Genomic DNA, 3756 nt, shown 5'->3' with positions numbered 1-3756 from the left:
GTCGTTAAGTCGTCGGCAGCGTCAGATGTGTATAAGAGACAGTTCTAGTGCTAAAGCGACTGATTTAGACTATCTCATGTACAAACTTGGCGATGTGGAATTAGCAGAAGATGGCAGTATTAAGGACCTTGACAGTAAAATCAAGGACTTACAGACTAATCACCCTACATTCTTCAAAACCACGGAGCCTGAACAAGCTGATAACGGCTTTAAAACTTTAGGTGGGGTGGATATTCCACCAGGTGGGAAAATTGACCCATCAAAATCACTGACTGCTGACTTTGAATCAGCTGTCTTCGGAAAATAACTTTTTAAGGAGAAAAAATAAATGGCAAACACACTCGAATATTCAAAAATTTTCCAACCAGTCCTTGACAAACAAATTGTGCAAGAATCGACGACAGGTTGGATGGAAGTAAACAGTAAATTGGTACAATACAACGGTGGCAACGAAGTCAAATTGCCGTCTATCGTTATGGATGGCCTTGCAGATTATGATCGTTCTTCTGGTTACGTTGGTGGTGCTGTGACACTTACATGGAATACTTACAAACTCACTCAAGACCGTGGTCGTAAATTCCAGTTGGACGCTATGGACGTGGACGAAACAAACTTTGTAGCAACTGCTGGAACAGTCATGGGCGAATTCCAACGCACTTTGGTTGTACCTGAAATCGACGCTTATCGCTATTCTGCTATTGCCGCTAAAGCTATTGCAGTTGGTCAAACTCGTACTGCTGCAATCACAGACTCAAACATCTTGAAAGAACTTTTGAAAGACATTGCAACAGTAAAAGAGATTGTCGGAAATACTGCAAAACTTAAAATTACCATGTCCGAAACCATGTTGACTAATCTTGGACTTGATGACAAAGCATCTAAACGTATTTCAACGGTCACAGTGCCGGCTGGCGAAGTGGCAACTGTTGTTACAAAAATTGACGGTCATGAAATTGTGCCAACACAACAATCATTGCTTCAAACTGCGTTTAAATTTAATGACGGCAAGACTGGCGGTCAAGAAAAAGGTGGATTCGTGGCTGATCCGTTAGCAAAAGCTATTAACTGGCTTATCGTTGCCGAAAATGCACCTATTGCAGTATCTAAAACAGACGTAGTACGTGTATTTGATCCAATGACTAACCAACGTGCAAACGCTTGGGATATGGACTACCGCAAGTATCATGATATCTGGATTCCGAAATCAAAAGAAAAATCAATCTTTGCCAATACAGTAGCTTAGGAGGTAGCTCATGCGTAAATTTAAACGCTTGAACGTCATCAAAGAGACAGATAGCGACTTGGTTGCTGACCGGCTCATCGAAGCAGGATTTGAAGAAGTAGCAGGGGATATTGAGTCCGAAACCGTGGAAGAATTGTCCCGTGATGAAATCAAAGCCCAATTGGACGAAGCAGGCATCGAGAATGCCAATAATGCAAAGACGGAAACATTGCTTGAAATTTTGGAAGCATCGAAACTAGGGGAGTAGTCTGCTACTCTCCTTTTTAAATGGAGGTATGTATGATTATTAGTCTAGAAGAAGCATTAAAACTTGATGCAGATGCGACACAGGAAACGTGTGATGGGCTAGAAACAATGGTCCGAAAGTTGACAAACAACAATTTTCAGTTGATTAAATTCCGCATTCGTGGTTTGCGATTATCTGGAAGTACAATCAAAGCTAATAGCGGACGTTTGGATATATTTAAAGCTGGCGACACAATATAAATCAATGGAACAGACTACAACAATGGTCTATACGTTGTTGAGAGTGTCTCTGATGATGCAATTACTATCCGTGGGGATTTTATCACAGAAACCAATTCAGGGGCTATAGCAACTAAAGTGAGCTATCCTGCTGACGTGCTGACAGGTGTCAAGAAGTTGATTGCTTATGACGCCAAAATGCGAGATAAGGCCGGTATCAAATCCGAAACCGTGGCACGTTGGTCAGTGACTTACTACGATGTGACGGCTGCTGAAAGTTCGGAAGGTTATCCAGTCAGCTTGCTTGGTTTCTTGGACAAGTATCGAAAGTTGAGGTGGTCGTGATGTTAACGTTTTATCTTTTGAAAAATATAGCAAATGGCGAAAATGAACTTGGACAAGAAATCTTTGAGCATAAGAAAGTAGCTGAATTTATTGGCTATATGGATATGCTTGATGGAAATGAATCCAATGACAAGTTAGCCTATCTTGCAGACAGTACCCATGTCATCTTGACTAAGAATATGACAGTCAATGCTGAAATTGAAGACAAAATCGAAGTCAATGGAAAAACCTATGAAGTGACCTATGTTGATGATCCGGTGAATATTGGCCATCATCTGGAAATCTATATTAACGGTGTCCACTGATGAAATTTGTAGATAATTCAGAGGCAGCCAAAAGAGAACTTGAACGTGCTGCGATTAGAGGTCTTATCAAAGCTTCGTTGTTGGTTGAGGGTCACGCTGTGCTTTTAGCACCTGTCGATAAAGGAGGCTTACGAGACAGCATTGGGTACCAGGTCAACGAGAGCGAACTGGTTGCCTATATTGGTACTAATTGCGAGTATGCAATCTATGTCGAATATGGCACTGGTGAATTTGCTGAAAAAGGAAGCGGTCGTAAGGGTGGTTGGGTATATAAAACACCAAACGGTGAGGTACATTTTACTTACGGAATGTCACCACAACCATACCTACGACCAGCATTCAGGAAAAACCAAAAAGCTATAAGAGACATTTTGGCGGACTGTTTAAGAGAGTTGGGAGGGTAGATGAAAGAAGTTATCAAAACAATCTTAAAAGAGCTGAAAACTGTCCACAGTGAGAGCTACTACATCAAGAACTCTGCTAAGACTGTCAAGTATCCATATGTGGTCTTTTCGACTAGCTTGACCAGAATTGACCGTCATGCAGATGGTTGTTACCTGGATGTGGATATTTTTTGTAACAAAGGCCTAGACCAGGTCGAAATCGAAACATTATCTGAGAGCATTAAGATGCACTTGAGGCATTTTGACACAATGCTAGAGGATTGCTACATGCGAACGCAATTCCAGTCAATGCAGGCCGTGCCAACAAACCTGGACGATTGCAACGACGGAATTCGCGTTTTTATATTAAATTAGATTGGAGAAATTAAATGGGAGTTAAAACACCAGTAAAACGTACAGGCTATACAGCTAATACGCCAAAGCATTATCTTATTAATGCGGGTGCAGTTTATAAAAACCTAACCTGGAACAAGGCAGGTGGCACTGACGGGAATGGAGTTTGGGAAGGTGAGTTGTTAGGAGCTACGTCAGGCGGTAACAAGGTCACAATCGAAACAAACTACCGTACTGTTGAAGTTGACGGAGTATATGTGCCAGCTGTCGGTCAAAAACTGCTAGAGAGCCAGACGGCTAAAATCGAAGTCAACGTTAAAGAAATCACAGCGGAAAATATCCGTTTATCTATTAACGGTAAGGTTACTGAAGCAGATGGAACTACTGCACCAACAGGGTACAAGATCGTTTCAGGAAAATCAAAACTTGAAAATGGCGATTATATCGAAAATCTCGGTATCGTAGGTACTATGTCAGGGACTAATGACCCTATTATTGTTATCATTGATAACGCTCTTTGCACGTCAGGACTTGACTTTGATACAAAAGACAACGAAGAAGCTGTTATCTCAATGACATTTGAGGCACATGCTGCTGAAGGCCAAGTTGACGATTTGCTGTCTCTTATACACATCTCCGAGCCCACGAGACTTACGCGCAT

Annotated in this window: 8 protein-coding genes; all 8 read left to right on the top strand. The window is 41.6% G+C overall.

Going from position 1 to position 3756, the window contains the following annotated elements:
- Window positions 1-307, top strand: a 307-nt coding sequence (locus tag ACTQ40_RS10285; protein ID WP_441564098.1) for a phage scaffolding protein, incomplete at its 5' end; no start/stop codon positions are given.
- A gap of 21 nt (window positions 308-328) precedes the next feature.
- Entirely contained in the window at window positions 329-1243 is a 915-nt protein-coding gene (locus ACTQ40_RS10280; protein ID WP_441564097.1) for a hypothetical protein, read from the top strand.
- A gap of 10 nt (window positions 1244-1253) precedes the next feature.
- Entirely contained in the window at window positions 1254-1490 is a 237-nt protein-coding gene (locus ACTQ40_RS10275) for a hypothetical protein (RefSeq protein WP_441564096.1), read from the top strand.
- A gap of 32 nt (window positions 1491-1522) precedes the next feature.
- On the top strand, window positions 1523-1729 hold the full coding sequence (locus ACTQ40_RS10270) for a hypothetical protein (protein WP_441564095.1): 207 nt from the start codon (window positions 1523-1525) through the stop codon (window positions 1727-1729).
- A 323-nt stretch (window positions 1730-2052) separates the two neighbouring features.
- The gene (locus ACTQ40_RS10265; RefSeq protein ID WP_441564094.1) at window positions 2053-2358 is read left to right on the top strand and encodes a hypothetical protein; all 306 of its coding nucleotides are present in this window, start codon (window positions 2053-2055) and stop codon (window positions 2356-2358) included.
- A complete protein-coding gene (locus ACTQ40_RS10260) occupies window positions 2358-2762 on the top strand; it encodes an HK97-gp10 family putative phage morphogenesis protein (protein ID WP_441564093.1) in 405 nt (134 codons plus the stop codon). Before ACTQ40_RS10265 ends, ACTQ40_RS10260 begins: the two co-directional genes overlap by 1 nt.
- Window positions 2763-3116 carry a hypothetical protein gene (locus ACTQ40_RS10255; protein WP_441564092.1) on the top strand — a complete coding sequence of 118 codons (354 nt, stop codon included), beginning with the start codon at window positions 2763-2765 and terminating at the stop codon, window positions 3114-3116.
- 14 nt (window positions 3117-3130) lie between these two features.
- Window positions 3131-3756 (top strand): hypothetical protein (locus tag ACTQ40_RS10250; RefSeq protein WP_441564090.1); only part of this gene is annotated, 626 nt, incomplete at its 3' end.

This window comes from Collinsella sp. Sow4_D11 (genome assembly GCF_052116465.1).
In the GTDB taxonomy this organism is placed as follows: Bacteria; Actinomycetota; Coriobacteriia; order Coriobacteriales; family Coriobacteriaceae; genus Collinsella.
This window is presented reverse-complemented; position numbering and strand designations above follow the sequence as displayed.